The following is a 21,544-nucleotide window of genomic DNA, read 5'->3' on the forward strand; positions in this document are numbered from 1 at the left end:
CTCGCAATTGCAGACATCATTGGTTTTATCTAACTTAGATATACTCGTGTTAAAATAAATCTCAATATTTAATTCAATTACAGGCTCTCCTGTGGCATATTTAAATAATAACCCGAACTGCATGGAGGAATTATAATGAGGAGCTGGCGTATTGCTATGGCTGTGAAATTATGTCTGGTTTTGGCAGTCTTACTTGTTTTGCCCGGATGCAGTGAAAAGAAACCCGAACAGAAAAAAGAGTTGTTGGTATATTGCGGCATCACCATGATTAAACCGATGACTGAGATAGCGAAAGTCATTGAGCGGGAATACGGATGCAAAGTTCTCATTACCAAAGGCGGTTCCGGTAATCTTTTACGCTCCATTAAATCTAATATGCTGGGCGATCTTTATCTGCCCGGCTCCAGTTCTTACATACAAACCTGTTTTGAAGAGGGATTGGTTACGGATACCGCCCATGTGGGATTCAATAAAGCTGCGATGATGGTGAAAAAAGGAAATCCTAAAGGAATCCCCGATTCTTTGGACAGCCTTACAGACAGCAATTTACTGGTGGCTATCGGCAACCCTGAAAGTGGAAGTATAGGCCGGGAAACTAAGAAAATTCTGGACAGGAAAGGCATTTTTTCCAAGGTCGCAAGTAATGTGGATAAGGTTACAACTGATTCAAAGGATCTCATTCGTTTACTTAAGGATGATGAAGCTGATCTGGTGATTAACTGGTATGCTACGTCGACATGGCCAGAGAACAGGGACAGCGTAACCGTTTTGTCTATTCCTGAAGAATATGCAGGTAAAAAGAAGCTTGTGCTCGGCCTGCTAAGGTTTTCCCGCTATCCTGATATCGCTAAATCATTGATGAAATATGCATCAGGAGAAGAGGGTAGGGCTATTTTTAATAAATACGGATTATATGATGTTAAGTAAGAAGATACCGGGACTTTTTAAGGAACAGGTAACCGCTAAGGTGCTTTTTCTATGTATGATTTTTTTTCTGGTTTTTTTCGTAAATTTTGTCGTCGACCGGGTTCAACTCAGTACTTTTGCGCGATATGATCGGGAAATTCGTAACCAGCAGGCTCGTTCCGACCTCGGGAAAGCCATCATGCATCGACTGCTGATGATTGAGCTTGGTGTGGAACGTATGGTGAATTACAATGATTTACGTAAAGTGGATTTGTCCATAGGTGACATAAACCATAGTCTGGATAAGCTGGGTAATATTCTGAATGTGTTGCAGCATGGCGGATCTTTCACGAATATTTTTCCGGCTAATTTTTATGATGTCGACGAAGTTTATGAGCAGATAGATTTCCACAGGGACGAAGGGGCCGGCTATGTGATGGAAGCCATTGATCTGAACCCCAAAATCTTTGAACTTGAAGAGGCTATAAACAGTGTCGTGTACATGATGCGGGATCTGCTTGGCAGAGAAAATGTGCCTACCCTCGGAAAGATTCATTCCATACTGAACTATCGTATCCTGCAGATAGATGCTTTAATTCTCAGGGCAAGGGAATCCACCGGTAAGATCTTCAATGAGACAGAGGTTGAAATTAACCGCCTTAAAAGGCTTAGAGATGAATCTTCCGATAGGTTGGAGAAGATAAAAATCGGTGTTTTAATTTTTAGTGTTACGGCTTGCCTCTACATTTTTTTTCGCATTATTTTTAATATTGTATCAATTCTGGAGGATCGAGAAAACAAGGCCCGTAATCTTGAGGAAGCTAAACTGACCATTGAAACCATTCTCGATTCTATCCCCGTGGGTATGGCTATTATAAATAAGCGCAGGGAGGTTGTCAGGATCAATCCGGCGGCTTTGAATATGTTTGGTGTGCAGTCGGAAGAGATGGTTCTTGGGCAGCGTTGTACCGATGTTTTTTGTATATCCGTATCAGAAGAGTGTCCGTTCGCGGATGGTATCGAAGATACTTATATGAATGAAGTTCGTCTTCAGACTGCCGATGGCCGCGAGATTACTGTCGTGAAAAACGCCACTTACGTCACTTTGTCCGGTGAGCGGGTTATTCTTGAAGCTTTTATGGATATCAGTGACCGCATTGAAATGGAAAAACGTCTTCAGGAGCAGCAGGAATATAACAGCGCGGTATTGCAGAGCGTGCAGGCCGGGGTAGTGGTTATTTCCGCTGAAACCCATACCATAGTGGATATGAATGAAGCAGCGGCCAGGCTTATCGGTGTAAATCGCGTTGAAGCCATCGGAGCGGTCTGCCATAAATATATCTGCCCAGCAGAAGTGGGGAAATGCCCGGTTACTGATCTGGAGCAGGATATTGATCATGCGGTGCGCAGGTTGTCTAATGGTAAATTGGTTTTGAAAAGCGTTGTTCCGTTCAAAAGAGGTCAGGAGACCCTTTTGCTGGAGAATTTTGTAGATATCACCGATCGCATCGAGGCAGAGGAACAGCTCAAGAATGCTCTTGAAGTTGCTGACTCTGCCAATAAGGCCAAATCCGAACTCCTTTCACGCATGAGTCATGAATTGCGTACCCCGCTAAATGCCATTGCCGGATTTTCCGATCTCCTGCAGACTGCGGAGGAACCCCTTGCAGATAAGCTGAGGTCCCATACTGAGCACATCGAAGCTGCGGGACGGCACTTGACGCAGGTGATTAACGAAATTCTTGATTTCTCAATGATTGAATCCGGAGATTTTACCATCAGTCCGGAAGCGGTCAGTGCTTATGAATTAATAAATGATGCAATCAAATTTGTCGCTAATGATGCTGCCGAAAGCGGGATTACGATCAGCGTTGATGAAAAAATCGCGTCATTGCCCATCGTGATGGTGGACAGGACCAGATTTAAGCAGGTCCTAATCAACCTGTTTTCAAATGGAATAAAGTATAATCATAAGGGCGGAAGTCTTGATATCACCGGGGCGTCCCTTGGAAATATGGTCCTGTTTACTATTTCTGATACCGGAATAGGGATTCCGGAGGACAGGCAAGGGGATTTATTCAAGCCTTTCAGCCGTTTTGCTGACGCTGATTCCGACATTGAGGTAGCCGGAATAGGGCTGGTGATTTCCCGGCAGTTAATTGAGCTTATGGGCGGGAGCATAAAGTTTACCAGTCAGGTCGGCCAGGGGACAACGTTTACTATTTCTGTGCCCGGCAGCATTGAATGTGTCGGAGATGAAGATGAACACGAGATATTGCCCTCGATTTTGTATATTGATGATGTACGTAAAAATATTGAAAATTTGCGGAATGTTATCGCCGTATGGGGCGGCGGTGACTTGATCGTACGCAAGTCCGTGGCAAAGGGAATGAGAGCTTTACCGTTGCTTAAGCCTGACGCTGTGCTCATAAGCAGAGAACTCGCATATGATTCCCTTGCACAAATAATCGAAGATATGCGTTTTTTGAAAGAGGATAACTGGGTGCCGATTATTGCGGTGGTCGGTTATGGTGAGCCCATGGGCGCTGATTGCGTGGTCCCCGCGCCTGTGACTTTGGAAGGACTGCAATACGTTCTGACGCAAAGCAAGGGTGAGCCGAATGATTGATGGTAATCGGATAAACATTTTTTGCCGTGACTTTGGAGCGTCCGTATAAATCAGTTCTACGCGAAGAAAAAAAATTAATTTTTATTTTTTTCGTTATCTGTATTAACATATGTAATAATGTGGGTCTGGATATTTGAGTATAATCCCAAAATTATTGCTGCGGAGGCTTAAGAGTAATGAAAATCAAGTTTAAAATGTTTATCATGGTTGGAGTGCCTGTTGTAGCGTTGCTCATTATTTCATTGCTAGGGCTTACCAGCTTTGATGGTATAAAAAAGGATATAGATCGGGTTAACTCTTTGCATCTTGATCGTGCAACAATGATTGATGCCGACCGTGACGCGTATCAGGCACAGCAGGCTGTAGTCGATGCAGAGATGGCAAAAGAAGTAGCGAGTATTAACTCGGATATCGAAACGTACAACGAGAATCAACAGCAGACTTGGGATAGAATAAACGGACCTTCCGAACATTTTACTGCCGACATGGCTGGTGATTTCGCTGATTTCAAAAAAACATTCAAAATATGGGATGAAGGAAACAGCGCAGCCCTTAAAATTACTTCAACAACCCTGACTGTTAATACTGAGAGAGAAGAATATAAAAAAAGCGCTATGGGTTCATTTAGCGCCATGCGTGATGTTATTGATAAGCTAGGCGAAATAGCCGGTGAGCAGGCATTGCAGATCGGTCCGCAGGCTCTTTCCAGCATTCTTAATGCCGACCGCGATGCTTATCAGGCATATGTAGCTATTTTGTTGATTGACCGGGCTTCGACTCAAGAAGAACTTAATACTCAGGTCGCGACCTATAAAGAAAACTCCGCGCAGACCCTTGATCGGGTCGTAAAAGGTGCCGACCTTCTCGGCTACGGTGCAGCCGAGCTGAAACAGCAATTTCTCAAGCAGTATAATCTCTGGAATTCACAAGGTGAAAAATTCGTAAGCCTAACAACGAAATCCTTTTCGGATAATATTAAACGAACTGAATTGCAGGCCAAAAGCGGTGAAGCCTTTGCAGTCATGCGTGAGAGCATTAACAGGCTTGGCGAAAAGGAAACTGAGCTTGTGGAAACTTATATAGGCCAGATGGAAAATACCATTTCCAGAACTGTTTCAATTTATATAGCAGTAGCCTTGATTTCCATCTTGGCGGCTTTGGGAATTGCATATGCATTTTCAACGCGCATTTCAAAAGCTTTGCAGGAAAGCGCCGAAGCTGCAACAGAAATTACCAGGGGTGATTTTGATATCGCTCTGCCTGCGAAGGGTAATGATGAAGTCGCAGAGTTGCAGTCTGCACTTAATTCCATGGCATCAACTTTACGTGATAACATAGCTGAAATTAATATCAAAACTGAAGAGGCCGAAGAAAAAGCGGTCCAGGCCCGTAAAGCTACCGAAAAAGCGGAAGAAGCCATGCGCCGTGCGGAAAGCGCCAAGCGGGAAGGTATGGTTCAAGCTGCTGATGAGCTTGAGGGTGTTGTCGGGCAGGTGAGCTCTTCTTCAACACAGCTTTCAGCGCAGATTGAAAATTCTAAAAGTGGAGCTGAAACGCAAAGGGTCCGTGCATCGGAAACAGCAACCGCAATGGAAGAGATGAATGCCACGGTCCTTGAGGTTGCAAACAACGCCGGACTTGCTGCGGAAATGGCCATGAAAGCTCAGGATGAAGGTGCCAAGAGCGGAAGAGTTGTCAATGAGGTTGTTAATTCTACCAAAAAATTGAATACGGAAACCGTTAAGCTTCGTGAGGAGCTGGATAGTCTTGGTAAACAGGCGAACTCTATCGGGCACATCATGAGTGTTATCACCGATATTGCGGATCAGACCAATCTACTGGCACTTAATGCTGCAATTGAAGCGGCAAGAGCAGGTGATGCTGGACGCGGGTTTGCTGTTGTCGCCGATGAAGTGCGGAAACTTGCGGAAAAAACAGTCTCCGCCACAAATGAAGTGGGCGACGCTATAAACGCTATTCAAAACGGCACTGCCAGTTCAATCAGCAGGATGGAAGAGACCTCGAGAGTAGTTGTAAGCAGTACGGATCTGGCGGGTCAGGCCGGTGATGCAATTGATGAAATTGTCAAGATGATCAATTCCACCACTGAAATGGTTCAGGCCATTGCCGCTGCATCGGAAGAGCAGTCTGCGGCATCTGAGCAGATCAACCGGAGTGTTGCCGAGGTTGATGAAATTGCAACTGAGAATGTTGTCTTCATGGATCAGGCATCCGAAGCGATGGTTTCCCTCTCCGAAATGACTGAGCGCTTGAATAATATCATCAAGGCACTGAAAGAAGAATAAGGCGTTAAGCTGTGGACGCTAAAAATTCACGGCTTAACCTGCACATCTAAATGAATTTTGAAAACTTCCGGCAGAGCAGATATTATGATGAAAATGTTTTTATCTTGTTTCTGCCGGTTCTTTTTGCCTCATATAATGCTTTATCAGCCTGAGTTATTAATTCGTCAAAGGATACTCCGATTTCGCGTGCATTATGTGTACTTATTCCAATGCTTACTTTGAACTGTATTGTGTTGCCATCTACTTCAAAAGAACTCGATTCAATTGTGCTGCGGATTCTTTCTGCAACTTTTAAAGAAACGGCACGATCAGTCGCAGGCATGTACAAGCCGAATTCTTCGCCGCCCAATCTTCCAAATATATCGTAATCCCGTATTAAAGAATTCGTGATTCTGCAGAAGAACTTGAGAACGTCATCTCCTACGCTGTGACCATAAGTGTCATTCACATTTTTGAAATGATCAATATCGAGCATTAAAAAGGAGAAGGGCTGTTTAGTTCTAATACCTCTTTCCATCTCTTTAGTGGCTAATTCGTAAAAACTTCTTCTATTATTGATACCGGTCAGTGGGTCTGTAGCGGCCTGTTTTCGCAGGGCATACTCAAGTTCTTTTTGCACGGAAATATCATTTACCATCCAGATACTGTTTATTTTGCTGCCACTGTGAATCTCTGCCTGACCGATAATACGGCACCAGAAAATGTTATTGTTTTTGTCCTTAATTTGAATCTCTGTTGTAAAAATACCACCGTCTTTCATCTCTTTTTCATATGCGTCTCCAATAAGCTTATAGTCTTCATCCGTTACCAATATTTTTCTGCTATTGGAACCTAACAGCTCCTCCATACGGTATCCTGTCATCCTTAGTAATTCAGGATTACAACGTTTTATTTTTCTGTCTACAATATATAAAATCCCAACCGGGGTGTTATTAAATATAACTGAGAGTTCTTTGTTCGTTGCTTGTAGTCCTTTTGTTTTGGCCTGAATCTGTTTTTTCAATGTTATGTTCCAAAAGAAAAAGAACAGGAAAAGTAAAAAGAGGCAGAGAGTTCCAAGTAAAATAAACTGGGTCTTTGTCAAAAGCATTTTCGACGGTTTAAGGCTGATCCATTTTCTGAAAATCTCTTTTTTCTGAGCCTCGCTGATCGAGTCCATAGCTTTTTGAAGAATACCGGCCAGTTCAGGCCAGTCAGATCTCACCGCGAAGCCGAGATTCAGGTCAAGATCTTTTTCCTCTACAACTCCCGCAACTCTCAGGTTGTTGATTCCCGTTTTTTCGGAGAAATATGAAGCCACCGCGTTTGTTGCAATCATAACATCGGCTGAACCTATAGAAACAAATCTCAGACCTGTTTCTATGTCAGGTACCACTATAAGATTGTAGTCGGGAAAGTTTTCTTTCATATATTTATGGGTCGCATAATTCTTGACCACAGCAACTTTTTTGCCTGCGAGATCCTCTATCGTATAGTTGGATTTGATATTCTCTCTGACAATCAGAACCGACGGAAAATAAATATACGGAGTCGGAAAGGTCATATATTTAAGTCTTTCTTTGTTCTTGGCGGCGCATCCCCATGCATCGACATTTCCCTGCTTTGTTGCCGCAACAACTTCAGCCCATGTATCATATTTAACTATCTTGAAGTTAATATTAAATTTTTCTTTCAAAATATGAAGAATATCGCTTGTTATTCCCGAAAAGCGGCCTTGTTTATCAAAAAATTCAATAGGGGGGTAATTAGGGGCGGGTGCATATCTGATGTTCTGGTGACTGTTCAGCCAGTTTTGTTCAGCTTCGGTTAATTCCATCGCGGCAAGATTGGGAACCTGAATTAGGAAGATGAATATTATAATTATTATTTTGTTGAGCAAGGTGTGACTCTCCTGTTGTGAATATCGATATGTCTATTATTGTTTATTTTAATTAATTTAAAAGTTTATTTCAATTGTATTTTTAAGGCAGTTCGGTAATCAGGATATGAATGAAGGTATAGGTGAATTTAAAAATTGATTATTTAATTTGCATACAACCTTTGATTAAATAATAAATGATGTTAGTAATATTAACTAGTGAATAGTCTGGATGGGTGATGTTGTTAGTTGAACTTTAAGATCCATTAGCGGTGTAGTTGTCAGCTGCGGAATAATTCTCATTGCAAAGGTAGCCGATGTCTGAATTGCCAAATATGTTGTATAAAAATAATCTGTTAAGGATAGCTGCTCAATCTATCGCCTGTTTTTTGGTTTCCTTGTCTCTCCTATTGGGTGGGGCATATCTTCTGTATCATTTAAAGTCGCATGAAGTTTGCTCGGAGATACAGAATCAGGTGCAGGAACATGTGGATTCAGCCCGGGATATGATTCTTTTTGAATTCGGAGAGCCGGTCGCCGAGCTTTTATATTTGGCAAGTTTAAGTGAGGCTACTGAAGCTTTTACATCCATTATTTCTCATGACAATCTTGCTGATCTGGTAAGTCTTTCCAGAATTAAGCGGAAATATGACCAGATCAGGCTCATTGACCGTTATGGTATGGAAGTTGTTAAAATTTATTATAATGACGGAGCCCCTGTCGTTGCCAAGGATAAAGAACTGTTTTTCAGAGGTACTAAAGAATGTTTCAGCAAAGCAAATGTTCTGAAAAGGGATCAGATTTATGTCTCTCCGCTTGATTTAAATGTAAAGCAGGGCGAAGTGGAGATCCCGCATAAACCGACTATCAGAATGGCAACACCTCTCTTTGACAGCGAGGGTAAAAGACGCGGGCTGGCGGTTCTGAATTATCTGGGTGAATATCTCTTTCCATACCTTGATTCTCCCGATGAAGCATTGGGTGAGGAAATATTTTTAGTTAATAATAAAGGTTATTACCTGTTTAGCCCAAACCCTGAAATTAACTGGGGGTTCATGCTTGACAACAGAGCCGATAATAAATTTCAAACCAGATTTCCGCAGAGCTGGGATGCGATAAAGAAGAATAAATCCGGTCATGTTATAAATGAGCAGGGAGTGTTCGCTTATACCACTATAAACATAAGCGAGGTAGAGCATGATTCTGCCGCTGAAATTATATCCCATGCCGGTGACTGGAAAGTTATTTCGTTCGTCCCAACCTCATCTTTAGATAAAAGTACTGATCAACTGTTCCGTGATATCTCGCATTTTGTCCGTATATTGATCCTTGTTGCTGCTGTGATTTGCCTTATTCTCGGCAGGATACGTTTTTCCAAAGCAAAAACAGAAACTTCCGTTCTGGAGATGACCAAATCATACGAGCGCTTCGTGCCCCGTGAGTTTTTGACTCTTCTTAAAAAAGAGCGGTATCGCGATATTACACTGGAAAGTCATGTCCGCAGATTCATGGGGATTTTGTTCAGTGATATCCGTTCTTATACCCATATCTCCGAATCACGGGAACCTGAGGAAGTGCTGCTTTTTCTGAATCAATATTTTCAATCAGTAAACCCCGCGATTTCATCTAACAGAGGTTTTGTTGATTCGTTTCACGGTGATGCTCTTCTGGCTTTGTTTCAGGAAAAACCTGATGACGCAGTACAGGCCGCAATTGATATGCGTGTAAATCTGGATGCATTCAATACGAAAAGAGAAGAGAATGGTGAAGATCCTATTAAGATCGGTATTGGTGTTCATTTCGGGGAAGTTACACTGGGAACGGTTGGGACTACTTATCGTATGCAGGCGACTGTTATTGGTGATGCCGTGAATCTGGCCTCACGCATTGAGTCCGTAACCAAGAATTTTAAGATAGGCATAGTACTTACCGGTGATGCTCTGGAAATGATGGAATCTCCTGATAAATTTCACATCAGGGAAATTGATACCGTACGGGTTAAGGGGAAAGAGCATCCTGTTGTGCTGTATGAAGTATTTGACAATGATCCAGCTGAAATAAGAGACGCTAAATCGGAAATGATACCGCTTATGACTCAGGGGTTGCAGTTTTATAAGAAAGGTGAATTTCAAAAAGCATTGGATATCTTTAAGATTTGTGCTGATTCTTGCGCAGAAGACAGTATCCCACCGATTTATATTAAAAGATGCAGTACGTTTCTCCGTGTACCTCCCGGTTCCGGGTGGACTGGAGTAAGTTCTGTGTAACCGCCTTCAAAGGAGATGGAAGATGGCTTTTATTGATTGGGAAGATAAGTATAGAATCAACGTGGCTGAGGTGGATAGGCAGCATAAAGGCCTTTTCGACATTCTTAACCGCCTTCACCAGTCTGTTATTAGCGGTGAAGATAAGTCCATGCAATCCGTTATCCTAGATGATTTGATTGACTACACCGTTGAACATTTTGCCACTGAAGAAAAAATGTTTAAGGAAACAGGTTATCCCGGATACGAAAACCATAAAGAAGTTCATGATGATCTAACGCGTCAGGCCGTTAATATTCAAAATGAATTCAGAAATGATAATGCGACGATATCATTCGATCTGTTGGATTTTCTGAATGAATGGCTGACTACGCACACTTTGGGTCTGGATCAGGAGGCCGGGGATTTCTTAAACAGTAAAGGAATATTTTGATTCAAGCTTTTTTCATAAATACAAGAAAAGGGGCTGCGGCTATCAATGAAAAATTGACCGTCAGCCCTTTTTTTATGGACTTGAGCGGGAGGAAAACCGGAGCATAGCGAATTCCTCATTATCTTAGGTCCTAAAAATATCGCCTTCCTTAATACTGTAAGCGAGAGCAACCCTGCTGCAACTGTTGGCACTTTCGATTTGGATAATGTAGGTGCTTTGACGGACATACAGTCATATATATTTGAGTTACATTTTATGATGACCAAGAGGACCTCTCCTCTGGTTTTGCTGTGTTGGATACTGCTGTTGCTGAAAACAATAGAAATAAGGAACCGGCTGTATAATGAGAATTCGTTATCTTACGCTTTTGTTGGTATTAATGGTGGGGCTGTGCTTTGGGGACTTGGCTTACGCCCAGATAAAAACCATCACTAAAACAATTCGCCAGCCGTTTGGAGGGGTGCAATCGCCCGAGGACGCCCGGATTACGGCCCTGACGCGTGCCAAGCGCAGTGCTTTGGAACAAGCTGGCACATATATCGAAAGTCTGACCGAGGTTCGCGATGGCATGCTGGAATCTGACGACATTATGGCCATTGCCGCCGGAGTGCTCAGCACGGAAATATTGAAAGAAAAAAAGTATGTTGAGGGCGATTCCTTCGGCATTGAAGTTACGGCCCTGGTTCGTGTGGATCAATCCGTGTTGGAGCAACGGGTTAAGGCGTTTCTTGAAGACCGGCGCGCTCTTGAAAATTATAGGGAGTTGGAAAAGCGTCAGGTAGAGCTTTTGAAACGGATTAAGAGGTTGGAAGCGGACAATGAGAATTTAAAGAATGGTAGTAACGAGCAACGGCAAGGACTTAAAGAGGAATATACGCAGGTCACTGAGGGATTGGTTGCGTCCGACTGGCTCAGTAAAGGATGGAGTGCAAGAGATTCAAACCAAGAACTTGAATATTATAATAAGGCCATTGCCACGGACCCTGAGTATGCACTGGCATACTATAGTAGAGCCTTTTACTACCAGATTAATGATCAATTTCATAAATCGTTGCGCGATATCAACAGAGTAATTGAACTTGAACCAGAAAATGCTGAAGCGTACCGTTTTCGAGGTGATGTATATAAATTAATGGACCAGCCCCAAAATGCGATACGTGATTACGATAAATCTATTGAATTGAATCCCGACTACTACAGAGCATATTCAGATCGTGGAACAGTTTATCTCAATAACGGTCAATTCGAAATTGCAATACAGGATTACACAAAGGCAATTGCTTTGGATCCTGAGTACGAATCAGCATACTATTATCGCGGAGAATCCTACTCTGCAATGGGCCGGAACCGTAAGGCATTAGCAGATTACAATAAGGCCATTGCTCTGGATTCAGAAGATGGATTTGCTTACTATGGCCGTGGAAATGTATATTTTGAGATGGATGAGCACAGAAAAGCAGTAGAAGACTACAACAAGGTCATTGCTTTTGGTCTCGCAGATGGTTGGGTATATAATAACCGCGGGATTTCGTATTTCAGTCTGGGAGATTATGATAACGCTTGCCGAGATGCCGAAAAGGGCGCGGAATTAGGAGTGGGTACGGCATTAAAATTATTGCGTGAAGAAGGGGAGTGCCGCTAACGAGAGGAATTAATTCCGAAGTGTAATGAGGAATACCCTCGGCTGATCAAGGATCACCGAGAGTCTTTTACCGCCCATACATGGAAGTCTTCATTTGCCTTGTAACCAACACCAACAGCTCCTTTTTTCCAGTACAGGCAAAATACCCAGTCAGGGTCAAATCCACTTGTGGTTGAGGACCAGCAGGCTTCCGGGACCTCGATAAATGGATGGTCTGCCGGAAGAGCCGGGGAAAATTGTGAACAGTCGGTTAATGATTCCAGCTCTTGAATTGTAGGCATGCGCCATCTCTCTCCGCTCTGACGAGCCATGTCCTTGACTGCTTTCATGGCCGAAGCCCAGCTGACTTGCTTCCCTGTGAGGCTGGCCTGTCTTGACCAGCAGAGTCCTGTCATCAGATCTTCTACATCATTATCACATTTACGAAAGCGTGATCCGTCCCAGCTGATTCCAGCTTTTACTTCGCCGTCTTGACCTGAGTCCGTGCAGTTAATTGTTTTGCCCTGCTCATCGAAACATGCTGTCTGTCCTGTTTGTAAAAGTTTTTCAGATGAACCGCGTACAGGCCATACAAGGGAATCTTCGACCTTTTTACCAAAGAACATCCGGCCACCGGTAAACTGAACTCTCCAAGCATAATCCGTAGCGCCCGCATATGTTGTTGATGTCCAGTACCATCCTTTCCAGACATCCTGAAACGGATGTCCCTTAAGCATAGCCGGTTGTTTCTCGCTATAGTCGATAAGTGAATTAAGCTCGCGCCTGTTGGGTAAACGCCAATCATTCTTCCCAAATTTATTCTGCTTATTCATTTCGCTCACAAACTGCAGTGCTTCCAACCACGGAAGACCGGTAAATGTAACAGCCGCATTCAGTGTCCATGTCAGTCCTGTAGCGGTATCCAAGACCGTGTTTTCATGAGTGATGAAGCGATTCTCAGACATGTATAATTCTCCGGTGACTAATGAGCGGTCGATCTGATCTACGGTTATGATTTCTGCTACCTAAGGGTTTCCTTCATTGAAATAGATGTCAAGGTGGCGTGGCTGTTTTTCCCGGTTAGTGCCGTTCGTAAGTATAATTTGGGGAGCAGCTACTGCCTCCAGATAGGCCTGTATTAGCAAAGTTAATTGACCACAAATCATAAAATATTGGGTGCACGTGAAGATTGTCTTGGAGGTGCAAGGTACCGATACAAATAGCAAAAAACTATTTATCTATATATAAGGCATTGTTTAAAAAAAGAATGTTGCGTTGGCTTGGTTATAGTATTATAGGTGTTAGCTGCCTTAGGTATGTGTAGAAATGATTTTAAATTTATTTTAAATGGTTAAATAACTAGAAATTATGCGTGATTAGGAATAACAGTATGCTCGTCCCATCATTATCAGAGTCTTGTGTTACCTTAGACGAATTCAAACCCAAAAGTGATTTAACATACAAAAAGATGACTGGCTTAAAGTTGCACAATATAAATGTAACTCAATCTTTACTTGCTGGTTCTCTGTTTAGAGAGACTGTCGTGTCTAGTAGCACATTTCATAGATGCGATTTTGAGGGTACAAGAATTGAAAATTGCAAATTTAAATCAACAAGTTTTGAGCTTGCTGATATAAGGTCATGCGATTTTTCTAATACAGTATTTAAAGAGTGCATATTTGATTCTGCTTTTATAAAAAATTGTAACTTTACAGAGTGTATTTTTGAGACTTGTTCCTTTAAAAAGAGTGCCTTTACAGAGTCTTCTGCCAAATTGTGCAAATTTAACAAAATGGACCTCACAGGTTCCACAACAATGTTGAATGAATATGTAAACTGCGAATTTATAACAACCTCGCTTGGAAACTGCACTTTTTTGCTGCACATATGTTTAAATTGTAGTTTTTTAAATGTTAGTTTTAATCTTGACAGTATTGGCCTTATCTATGGGATAAACGAACAAAATATAATCGATAATGATTTCGTTTTTCTTGGCAATGAAGAAGGTGTGAACGATAAGCATGAATTGGCATCGTCAATAATAAATGAATACGAAAGACGTAGATGGGTTTTACAAGCAGGCATAGCTAGGCTTAATTTTGGAATTATGTCCCCAATGGAGTTTACTGAATATCTTTGTTTGTATATTGAGCTTAGTATTAAGAATAATATTATTGTCAAAAAAGAAGATATGTTGTTTATTGGCAACATATTTAATCTTCTTTTAAGACTTGAATCTCTTCCGTACTTGGGCGTGCAGTCTTTGCTAAAATTTTCGCATCGATATTTTTCGTCAAGCGATAGTATTGGGTCTCAAAATATGGAGGCTCTACAAACTTTAGCAAATAATTTAATGCTAAATATTGTGTCTATGCAAGACAATCTAGCTAATAATTTGTCTAGTGTTGGGAATGTCGAACTAGAGTGTGAAGCTGAATTTATAATGTCATTTCAGAGAGAACTAGAGTTTGACTTATGTAATTTACTTGACAATGTGGCATATATAGTCAGTGGATTTAAAACTAAATCAAGGATAGTTAATACAAAAGAAGGTTCTTTTATATATTACATATATACAACAGTAGCAGCAGTTTTTGGTTTTCAACTAATTCTTTGGATGCTCAACGGTTGTTTAATTCAACTCACTGAAGTTTATGCCCGAGTTAAGGCGTTAAATGATGGCCCCCCTAAAGAATATCAAGAAATTGCGCAAAGCTCTAAGCATCCTATCCCTCCAGAAATTCAACAGGCTTTGGAAATTTTTTTAAAACATGCCCTTGATTCTGACTTCTCGTCTGATTCACTCCACAAAGGACTTGATATTTCTAATTTTATTTCTGTCGATGTAAAAAAATCATAAAAGAGCCAATGTTTTTAGCAAACGCACCAGAGCTCCACGAAATTGAGGTGAATCAGCGGCAAGATTAATTCTGAATCCGAGCCCCCATTCTTTTGAGCAATGATTTCGAGAACCAGGTATAAAACTTGCGCCACTATCCATGATACATTTTTTTAAACCTTCTCCATCCAGAATACTTTCATTTTTATCTGTAACGAAAACCATTCTAAGATAGCCGTGCGAATTATAGTCGTATCTAATATTAGGAATTTTATGAAAATGATCAGTAAGGTCGTTCCATGTTTTTTTCAAATTATCTCTGAATGTATTGTCATATATTTCAAAATCATCAGACAAATAGTGACATAGTGCTGTAACATTAGAGGAGCTTAAGCATCCGTATACTGCATCAGACCAATGGTCATAATATTTTTGGTCTGCTTTATTACTAACTATGCACGAGAATTTAATGCCATTCATGCATACCGTTTTATGTGGACAGTAGATGCCTGTAAAGTTGGTGTACCTGCCTAAGTGACGGGAAAGCTCTTTCCCTGACTCTGCCAGACATTCGTCTGCAACAATTTTTACTCCACTCTCAAGTAAAGTTCTAAATTTTTCAATTTCGCAAGTGGAATAATATACCCCAGAACAATATATTGGATTTGTAATCCATAGCACTGTATCACAGGGTAGTGCAAAATCATCAAATAAATATCCATCACTTGTTCTGTTGACATAAATTCTGTCGAATTCAATTCCTAGGCTTTTGGCAATATGTGGAACAGTAAAGTAATGGGGAGATAACGCTAAAACCCTTTTGTATCCTTCATCTCGAATTTTTTTTAATGCACAAACCAATGAGACTGAGCCACTTGGGGTGACAAGGCTGCTTTTATCGTTTTGTGCAAAGCCAAGTTTATCAATTAATTGTTCATGACAGTCTAGAGTATACGAAAAAGAGTAATCAACGACGTTGTCTATGAACGGAATATTGAGAGCAAATGATGTTCTTGCTTTAAAGTCAGAAGAGGGGTTCCACCATGACACATTTGTCGGCTTAATTCTATATTTTTTGCAATATTCATCTTCTATCTTTTCTATATCTTCTAAGGCTGAAAGTTCGTTTATTAGCATCCGCCAATTCCTAATCACGCATAATTTCTAGTTATCAATACTTCTCTCCTACCTAATCTTTCTCCTCGGATGTTTTTTTACCAATATGTCCCGCTGTGATGAAAGGCTCACGTGAGTGTATATTTCTGTGACAGATAATGAGCTATGGCCTAGTAATATTTGAATATTTCTTATATCTACGCCGTTTTCCAGCAACATGGTCGCAATGGTGTGGCGGAACATGTGAGGGGTTATGTTTTCAGTTATCCCGGCAATTTTGCTGTACTTCTTGATAATTCGCCTTACAGATTGATCGGAGAGTGGCCGCAAGTCTCTGTTTAGAAAGAATGATGTAGAGTCATGGAATTTGTCTTTATAAAGGCGGGTATATTCTTTTAAAATTTTGAGTGAGTTCTTTTCGCATAGTGGAATCATACGTTGTTTGTTGCCTTTACCATTTATTTTTAGCTTATTATTTTTTAGATCAATTTCTTGAGGTGCTATATCACACAATTCTGACACCCTAATTCCTGTAGCGAAGAGTAATTCTATTACACAAATATCTCTAGTAATTTCCATATAGGCTTTGCTGGATTGGCAAAATTTTTGTTGTTCAAGATATGCGTATTTTAAAATTTGAGATAAAGATGATTCTTTTATTGTTTTTGGTAATTGTTTAGATCTGTCAATCTTGATATGAAGTTTTCTAAATGGAGTAACAGGTATAAGATCTTCTCTTTCTAAAAAATTAAAAAATGATTTTAAAGTTGCGAGCTTTCGCTTTAATGTTTTCGGTTTATATCCATTATTAATCACTGATAAATATGACCTAATTATTTCTTTATCTAAAGATGTTACGTCATAATTTTCTGAGTCAGTAATGCTTAAGAATTGATCAAGGTCTTTTTGGTATGCATTTAGAGTCAATGGGGAGAGTGCTCTTTCTACTAAACAGTACTGCAGGAATGATTTAATAGCTCGATTGAATTTCATATATAGTATCTCCTTTGATTATTTGACTTAATGAGACAAAAATAAGGAGTATGCAATTGATATATATGCAATAATTATGGAGCTGTGTAAGGGTAAATAGCTGGCTGGGTCTTTCATCTGTTTTGAATGTTTTCGCTAGATTTTTATTCAGGTTTTATTAGTCAGCAGTTATAAAGTTATTGCCAGATGATATGTATAGTCGTCTTTTAGCTCACGCTATTTTCCTTGGTAGCAAGGGTAAAGAAGCCCGCGCTTGCAAGGTCCATATAATCAAGTCCGAATTCATCGCCAAAAATAAATTTGAAGCCTCCCCGCATTTTTGCGGGAAGGCTTCAATCATTGCTCACTGTATTTTCGCACCCGGATGTTACTTAATCTTCAAGGATTTCTTTTCTTTTAAGGTATTCATCTTCGTCGATGTCGCCCCTTGCGAATCTTTCCCTGAGAATTTGGACTGAATCCTTGCGGTTGCTCTTCCGGGGATTCGTTACACCGCTATTGCCGAGGTTCTGAACCAGCTTGAAAATGAGGTATGCGATAAGTGCGATAATCAGTATATTTATGAACATTCCCAAAAAACCTCCACCCATTAATCCGCTACCCATAAAGCTTCCTCCGGGACCGAATCCGAGATAGTTACATCCATACATATTATGCTCCTGATATTTTGGCCTGTTTATCTTTCAACTACCAGCTGCGTCCGTAACCTGCAGGACAGTTGTATCCACCGCCTCTGGGGCCCATGCGACCGAAAGAAACGTTATTGGCTTTGGCCTGATCAGAAAGCTGGATTTCCTTCTTGGCGATACTTTCAACAAGAGTGCGAACCTTTGCAGGATCAGGATTGGTTCCGGCCATTATTGCCTGAAGTTCTGCGCGATCGGCTCTGAGTGAAGTTCTGAGATCACGGGTTTGATCGAGAAATTGCTGATACGCAGTATTATTACCCTGCTGATAGTAGCCGCCCATCATCTGTCCACCACCCATCATTTGTCTTCCGTGCATGCCATGCCCCGGTCCATTTCCCCATGCGAGGGCGTTGGTGGTGGTGAAGGCCATTCCTGCTGCCAGTACCATTGCGATTGCGATAATTGTCTTTTTCATTTGTTATCTCCGTTTGGTTTTAAATTTTTGAACGCCTTTTGCATCGTATAAGGCAAGAGCGATGCCAAAATGGTGTTGTTTAGTATAAGATATTAAAATAAATACTAAAAATTAAAAAAATGATTTGATGTCAGCTTTTCACCGCTTGCTTAAATTTTAAGCAGATGTTTAAAAAATAGACACGGTCAGAGATTAACTGTCCAACTTTTAGACAGCCGGGGCTGACAAAATCCGGGAAGGAAAATGAAAAATAGGCTTAAGTCATATCTGGGTAATGTTTCGCCGTGGATAGTCATCGGTACGAGCCTGATACTTGTGGCCGTGGTGCTCACTCTGGCGTTCATGAACTATAATCGGGAAAAAGAATATACGGGCAGGGTGCTGAGCGAGAAAGGAACCGCCCTGATCCGTGCATTTGAGGCCGGAACCCGCACGGGGATGATGGGCCGCCTTGGACAGGGGGCAAACATTCAACAGCTTATAGATGAAACAGCCGCATTGCCCGACATCCTCTACATTACCATAGTCGACGGAGACGGCAGAGTCGTCGCTTCAAGCGAGAAAAATACAATCGGCAGTACTTTCATTGCTCCGGCAGGACTGAAGAGGCTGTCCCCCTCCAACAGTACCAAGTGGCGTGTTATGGACTCTCGGCATGCAACCGAAGCATTTGAGGTCTACAAGCTTTTTGCCCCGACTCAGCGAAGATTACGACACGATTCGCACGGCACGTCCCGGCACATGGGAATGATGGGAGGCAGAAATTCGTGGCGTGATAACAATTTTTTCTCCGGTCATGGTGGAATGGGCCGGATGCATTCCCGCCCTGACAGAAGACAAATAAACGGGGACGGGCGAACCTTCATTTTCATAGGCATGGACATGACCCCCTTCAAGGCCGCGATAAATGAAGATCTCTCGCTGACCTTGACCATGTCCGGGACCTTGCTGCTGTTGGGGCTTGGTGGATTCGTTTCCCTTTTCTGGATGAACAGTCACCTGCGCTCCCGGAAACTTTTGCAGGATAACCGGGCACTGACAGAGGAGATTGTCGCAAACCTGCCGGAAGCAATTGTTTCCTGCTCGCCCAAGGGTGAAGTCAATTTTATCAACCCCACTGCAAGGCAGATGCTGGCAAAGGATGTCTTCAACCCGGGACGAACTGTCCGGGCAATATTACCCGAAAATATAATCAGTCTGGGCGATGAAGTTCGGCGGACCGGATTCCCCATTATCAACAGCGAGATGGAACTGGAAAAACCGTCCGGCGTTGTGATTCCCGTGGCGGTGAACGTAACCGAAATACGGACCGGAAACAGCGAACACTTGGGCATGGTCTATATGATTCGCGATCTTACACAGGTCCGGCAGCTTCAGGAACAGATCCGCAAGGCAGACCGCCTTGCCGCCATAGGCCAACTGGCCGCCGGTGTGGCCCACGAGGTTCGCAATCCCTTAAGCTCTATCAAGGGCTACGCCACCTACTTCGGTTCCCTGTTTCCAGAAGACAGCGACAACCGCAAGGCCGCCGAAGTTATGACTACCGAAGTGGAAAGGCTGAATCGGGCTATATCCGAACTGCTTGAGATGGCCCGTCCGGCAGACATAAAGCTGCGTGAAACTGATGTGAAAACCCTGATAGAATCTTCGCTTAGGCTGGTGAGTCAGGAAGCCGAGTCCGCATCCGTTTCCATTGAGACTGATGTCGCCCCGGACATGCCACGGATAACTGCCGACCCGGACCGTCTGGCCCAGACCCTCATCAACCTGTATATCAACGCCATTCAGGCTATGCCGGAGGGCGGTATATTGGGCGTTTCAGCCGGGTTGGCGGAACAGGGGCTTAGAATAACGGTCAGGGATACCGGAGGAGGGCTGCCCGGTGATGACTTTTCAAGGATCTTCGACCCCTACTACACAACCAAACCATCAGGAACCGGACTGGGGTTGGCCATAGTGCAGAAGATAGTGGAAGCCCACGGCGGGACCATCGAGGTTGAATACAGCGGAACTCAAGGAACATCATTTATCATCACAATTCCGGCATCACCGGAAAGACAGGAATAAATTATGAGTGCATCCATACTGGTCGTGGACGATGATAAGGCCCACCTTTCCATGCTCTGTACCATCCTCTCGGGATGGGGGCATAGTCCAGAAGGGGTTGAAGACGGAGGCGACGCCATTGAAAAAGTGCGTGAAGCACCATTTGACGCAGTGCTAATGGACGTGCGTATGGCAAAGGTTGGCGGTATTGAAGCCCTTTCTAAAATTAAAGAGATAAATCCGTCCATTCCGGTGGTCATTATGACAGCGTACTCTTCTGTGGATACGGCAGTGGAAGCCATGAAGATCGGGGCCTACGATTATTTGACCAAACCCTTGAATTTCGATGAACTCAAGCTGACCCTTGAACGCTCCCTAGAACATATGACCCTTATTAAGGAAAATCGCAGCCTGAAGGAAAAGATTTCCGAAGGCGGGCAAGCTTCTGGAATCATCGGCAGAAGTCGGCCTATCAAGGAGTTGCTGGATATGGTTAAAACCGTGGCCGCAACCGAGGCCACAGTGCTTATCAACGGAGAAAGCGGAACCGGTAAGGAACTTTTTGCCAAGGCCATCCACACAGGCAGTAACCGCAGCGATTCACCGCTGGTTACGGTAAACTGTGCGGCCTTGACCGAGACCCTTCTTGAATCCGAGCTCTTCGGGCATGAAAAGGGTTCTTTCACAGGAGCCGATAGAAAACGTGAGGGCAGGTTTGTTCAGGCCGACGGGGGAACTCTCTTTCTTGATGAGGTGGGCGAAATCCCCATGCCGATGCAGTCCAAGCTGCTACGGGCCATTCAAGAGGGAGAGGTTCAAAGAGTGGGCAGTGATAAGGTTTTGAGTGTGGACGTGCGCATAATCGCCGCAACCAATCGCGATCTGCTCGAAGAATCTAAAAAGGGAAATTTCCGCGAAGACCTTTACTATCGCCTGAATGTGGTCAGCCTGAAAATTCCTTCCTTAGCCGAACGTAGCGAAGACATACCGCTGCTGGCGAGTCATTTCCTTGGGCGATATGCCGAGCGCAACAGGAAGAAAATCAAAGGCTTCACTCCCGGTGCAATGAACCGGCTGAACCGTTACCCATGGCCTGGAAATGTGCGCGAGCTCGAGAACGCAGTGGAAAGGGCTGTCATCCTGACCGCCGGAGAATACATTTCCGAAAAGGATCTTCCCCCGTCAATCACAGGGGATTTACCTATAATGCAGGAAGAGGATGTTCAGGTGGGCAGTGCTTCGCCTTCAATAGGCGGTAAGCCCCTGCACGAGGTGGAGAAGATTGCCATCCATGAAACCCTGATCCGCACCGGCGGCAACAAAAGCGAGGCGGCTAAAATTCTCAATATCACCCGTACCACACTGGATAACAAGATTAAAAAATATTCCATAGACCTGCATCATCTTGATAAAAAGAGTCTCTATTAAG

Annotated in this window: 15 protein-coding genes; 9 read left to right on the plus strand and 6 right to left on the minus strand. The window is 42.8% G+C overall.

Features of this window, described 5'->3' with window-relative positions; genetic code table 11:
• The first annotated feature begins 135 nt into the window (after positions 1 to 135).
• From modA to ACKU35_RS09810, 3 genes are all read left to right on the plus strand, one after another.
• Entirely contained in the window at positions 136 to 927 is a 792-nt protein-coding gene (modA, locus tag ACKU35_RS09800; RefSeq protein ID WP_319759042.1) for a molybdate ABC transporter substrate-binding protein, read from the plus strand.
• Positions 917 to 3,535 (plus strand): ATP-binding protein, encoded by a 2,619-nt coding sequence (locus tag ACKU35_RS09805; RefSeq protein WP_319759043.1) that lies wholly within the window; start codon positions 917 to 919, stop codon positions 3,533 to 3,535. Before modA ends, ACKU35_RS09805 begins: the two co-directional genes overlap by 11 nt.
• Positions 3,536 to 3,711: 176 nt before the next feature.
• The gene (locus ACKU35_RS09810) at positions 3,712 to 5,841 is read left to right on the plus strand and encodes a methyl-accepting chemotaxis protein (RefSeq protein WP_319759044.1); all 2,130 of its coding nucleotides are present in this window, start codon (positions 3,712 to 3,714) and stop codon (positions 5,839 to 5,841) included.
• 82 nt (positions 5,842 to 5,923) lie between these two features.
• Here the strand turns inward: ACKU35_RS09810 and ACKU35_RS09815 are convergent, their stop codons facing one another.
• Positions 5,924 to 7,720: a diguanylate cyclase gene (locus tag ACKU35_RS09815; protein WP_319759045.1), complete on the minus strand. Its 1,797-nt coding sequence runs from the start codon at positions 7,718 to 7,720 to the stop codon at positions 5,924 to 5,926.
• 455 nt (positions 7,721 to 8,175) lie between these two features.
• Between ACKU35_RS09815 and ACKU35_RS09820 the strand changes: the two genes are divergently transcribed.
• The 3 genes from ACKU35_RS09820 to ACKU35_RS09830 all read left to right on the plus strand — a co-directional run bounded on the left by ACKU35_RS09820 (position 8,176) and on the right by ACKU35_RS09830 (position 12,038).
• On the plus strand, positions 8,176 to 9,966 hold the full coding sequence (locus ACKU35_RS09820; RefSeq protein WP_319759046.1) for an adenylate/guanylate cyclase domain-containing protein: 1,791 nt from the start codon (positions 8,176 to 8,178) through the stop codon (positions 9,964 to 9,966).
• A 22-nt stretch (positions 9,967 to 9,988) separates the two neighbouring features.
• Positions 9,989 to 10,396, plus strand: coding sequence for a bacteriohemerythrin (locus ACKU35_RS09825; RefSeq protein WP_319759047.1), 408 nt, complete (start codon positions 9,989 to 9,991; stop codon positions 10,394 to 10,396).
• A gap of 343 nt (positions 10,397 to 10,739) precedes the next feature.
• Positions 10,740 to 12,038: a tetratricopeptide repeat protein gene (locus ACKU35_RS09830; protein WP_319759048.1), complete on the plus strand. Its 1,299-nt coding sequence runs from the start codon at positions 10,740 to 10,742 to the stop codon at positions 12,036 to 12,038.
• A gap of 53 nt (positions 12,039 to 12,091) precedes the next feature.
• Here ACKU35_RS09830 and ACKU35_RS09835 read toward each other — a convergent pair whose 3' ends face one another.
• On the minus strand, positions 12,092 to 12,982 hold the full coding sequence (locus ACKU35_RS09835) for a DUF1566 domain-containing protein (protein WP_319759049.1): 891 nt from the start codon (positions 12,980 to 12,982) through the stop codon (positions 12,092 to 12,094).
• Positions 12,983 to 13,407: 425 nt separating this feature from the next.
• On the opposite strand from ACKU35_RS09835, the gene ACKU35_RS09840 reads away from it, so the two are divergent.
• On the plus strand, positions 13,408 to 14,877 hold the full coding sequence (locus tag ACKU35_RS09840) for a pentapeptide repeat-containing protein (protein ID WP_319759050.1): 1,470 nt from the start codon (positions 13,408 to 13,410) through the stop codon (positions 14,875 to 14,877).
• Here ACKU35_RS09840 and ACKU35_RS09845 read toward each other — a convergent pair.
• From ACKU35_RS09845 to ACKU35_RS09860, 4 genes are all read right to left on the minus strand, one after another.
• A complete protein-coding gene (locus tag ACKU35_RS09845) occupies positions 14,872 to 15,993 on the minus strand; it encodes a hypothetical protein (protein WP_319759051.1) in 1,122 nt (373 codons plus the stop codon). The two genes, ACKU35_RS09840 and ACKU35_RS09845, sit on opposite strands and share 6 nt — an antisense overlap.
• Before the next feature lie 48 nt (positions 15,994 to 16,041).
• The gene (locus tag ACKU35_RS09850) at positions 16,042 to 16,965 is read right to left on the minus strand and encodes a tyrosine-type recombinase/integrase (protein ID WP_319759052.1); all 924 of its coding nucleotides are present in this window, start codon (positions 16,963 to 16,965) and stop codon (positions 16,042 to 16,044) included.
• A gap of 371 nt (positions 16,966 to 17,336) precedes the next feature.
• Positions 17,337 to 17,615: an SHOCT domain-containing protein gene (locus ACKU35_RS09855; protein WP_319759053.1), complete on the minus strand. Its 279-nt coding sequence runs from the start codon at positions 17,613 to 17,615 to the stop codon at positions 17,337 to 17,339.
• Between the two features lie 37 nt (positions 17,616 to 17,652).
• Positions 17,653 to 18,069 carry a periplasmic heavy metal sensor gene (locus ACKU35_RS09860; RefSeq protein ID WP_319759054.1) on the minus strand — a complete coding sequence of 139 codons (417 nt, stop codon included), beginning with the start codon at positions 18,067 to 18,069 and terminating at the stop codon, positions 17,653 to 17,655.
• A 243-nt stretch (positions 18,070 to 18,312) separates the two neighbouring features.
• Here ACKU35_RS09860 and ACKU35_RS09865 point away from each other — a divergent pair, with 243 nt between their 5' ends.
• Positions 18,313 to 20,136, plus strand: coding sequence for an ATP-binding protein (locus ACKU35_RS09865; RefSeq protein ID WP_319759055.1), 1,824 nt, complete (start codon positions 18,313 to 18,315; stop codon positions 20,134 to 20,136).
• Positions 20,137 to 20,139: 3 nt separating this feature from the next.
• Positions 20,140 to 21,543, plus strand: a complete 1,404-nt coding sequence (locus tag ACKU35_RS09870; RefSeq protein WP_319759056.1) for a sigma-54 dependent transcriptional regulator — start codon at positions 20,140 to 20,142, stop codon at positions 21,541 to 21,543.
• Position 21,544: the final 1 nt, after the last annotated feature.

Origin of the sequence: Maridesulfovibrio sp., from assembly GCF_963676065.1 — a bacterium.
Lineage (GTDB): Bacteria > Desulfobacterota > Desulfovibrionia > Desulfovibrionales > Desulfovibrionaceae > Maridesulfovibrio.

What these genes read in the sequence shown, in the direction of transcription:
- modA (WP_319759042.1), top strand. Translation starts at nt 136, where the DNA reads ATGAGGAGCTGGCGTATTGCTATGGCTGTGAAATTATGTCTGGTTTTG.
- ACKU35_RS09805 (WP_319759043.1), top strand. Translation starts at nt 917, where the DNA reads ATGTTAAGTAAGAAGATACCGGGACTTTTTAAGGAACAGGTAACCGCT.
- ACKU35_RS09810 (WP_319759044.1), top strand. Translation starts at nt 3,712, where the DNA reads ATGAAAATCAAGTTTAAAATGTTTATCATGGTTGGAGTGCCTGTTGTA.
- ACKU35_RS09825 (WP_319759047.1), top strand. Translation starts at nt 9,989, where the DNA reads ATGGCTTTTATTGATTGGGAAGATAAGTATAGAATCAACGTGGCTGAG.
- ACKU35_RS09830 (WP_319759048.1), top strand. Translation starts at nt 10,740, where the DNA reads ATGAGAATTCGTTATCTTACGCTTTTGTTGGTATTAATGGTGGGGCTG.
- ACKU35_RS09835 (WP_319759049.1), bottom strand. Translation starts at nt 12,982, where the DNA reads ATGTCTGAGAATCGCTTCATCACTCATGAAAACACGGTCTTGGATACC.
- ACKU35_RS09840 (WP_319759050.1), top strand. Translation starts at nt 13,408, where the DNA reads ATGCTCGTCCCATCATTATCAGAGTCTTGTGTTACCTTAGACGAATTC.
- ACKU35_RS09845 (WP_319759051.1), bottom strand. Translation starts at nt 15,993, where the DNA reads ATGCTAATAAACGAACTTTCAGCCTTAGAAGATATAGAAAAGATAGAA.
- ACKU35_RS09850 (WP_319759052.1), bottom strand. Translation starts at nt 16,965, where the DNA reads ATGAAATTCAATCGAGCTATTAAATCATTCCTGCAGTACTGTTTAGTA.
- ACKU35_RS09855 (WP_319759053.1), bottom strand. Translation starts at nt 17,615, where the DNA reads ATGTATGGATGTAACTATCTCGGATTCGGTCCCGGAGGAAGCTTTATG.
- ACKU35_RS09860 (WP_319759054.1), bottom strand. Translation starts at nt 18,069, where the DNA reads ATGAAAAAGACAATTATCGCAATCGCAATGGTACTGGCAGCAGGAATG.
- ACKU35_RS09865 (WP_319759055.1), top strand. Translation starts at nt 18,313, where the DNA reads ATGAAAAATAGGCTTAAGTCATATCTGGGTAATGTTTCGCCGTGGATA.
- ACKU35_RS09870 (WP_319759056.1), top strand. Translation starts at nt 20,140, where the DNA reads ATGAGTGCATCCATACTGGTCGTGGACGATGATAAGGCCCACCTTTCC.